This is a genomic window from Sphingobium sp. FG11 (genome assembly GCF_057809915.1).
On the sequence record NZ_JBMDKW010000038.1, the window covers coordinates 1 to 922 of the forward strand.

1 protein-coding gene is annotated in these 922 nt (G+C 64.1%); it reads left to right on the plus strand.

What is annotated here, in order from left to right; genetic code table 11:
- The first annotated feature begins 173 nt into the window (after window positions 1-173).
- Window positions 174-920 (plus strand): NADPH-dependent F420 reductase, encoded by a 747-nt coding sequence (locus ACODSN_RS16365; protein ID WP_489056548.1) that lies wholly within the window; start codon window positions 174-176, stop codon window positions 918-920.
- The last annotated feature ends 2 nt before the right edge of the window (window positions 921-922 follow it).

A 922-nucleotide genomic window follows, 5' to 3' on the forward strand; every position in this document is an offset into this window, starting at 1 on the left:
TCCTTTGTAGCGGCGGCCCAGATGAGTTGTTTTTGGGGGTCGTCACAGACCCAGTCATGTCCCATCCATACTTACCTTTTAGACAGTTTCAAACTTTACGGTAGGCTATTGCCGATGCCACTACTTAGGCCTAAACCCCGGTGTAAAGCAACAGGGTTGGGAGAGAGCAGGGCATGAAGATCGGCGTCATCGGTATCGGCAGCATCGGCGGCCTCCTTGCGCGCTGGCTGGCGGCGGCAGGACATCAGGTCAGCGTCGCCAATTCCAGGGGCGCAGACAGCGTCCGCGCCTTTGCCGACGAAATCGGTGCGACAGCAGCCGATGCGAAGGGCGCCGTCGCCGGAGCCGACATGATCATCCTGTCTATCCCGCTGCCCGCCATCGCCAGCCTGCCCAAGGATCTGTTCGCCGCCGTCCCGCAGGATGTGCCGGTGATCGACACCGGCAACTATTATCCGGGCATGCGCGATCCGCAGATCGCCGACATCGACGCAGGCGAGGTCGAGAGCGTATGGGTCGCGCGCCAGATCGGCCGCCCCGTCATCAAGGCGTTCAACAACATCCTCGCCTACTCGCTGGCGGAACTGGGCCAGCCCAGGGGCACGCCGGGGCGGCTCGCCATCGCCGTCGCGGGCGACGAACCCGCGCACAAGGCGCTGGTGAGCGACATCGTCGACGCCATGGGCTTTGATCCCGTCGATGGCGGCTCGCTCGCCCAATCGTGGCGCCAGCACCCCGCGACCCCGGCCTATTGCTGCGACTATGACGCCGCCACCATGCGCAAGGCCCTCGCCCAGACCGTCCCCGGCGAAGCAGCCAAGACGCGCGACCATCTCGTCACCCAATATGGCAGCATCGGGCACAGCCCCACTCACCAGGACTTCATCCAGCTCAACCGTTCCGCAAACCCCATCGCTTGAAT

Excerpts from the sequence above, each read along its gene's own strand:
- ACODSN_RS16365 (WP_489056548.1), top strand. The coding sequence starts at position 174 with ATGAAGATCGGCGTCATCGGTATCGGCAGCATCGGCGGCCTCCTTGCG.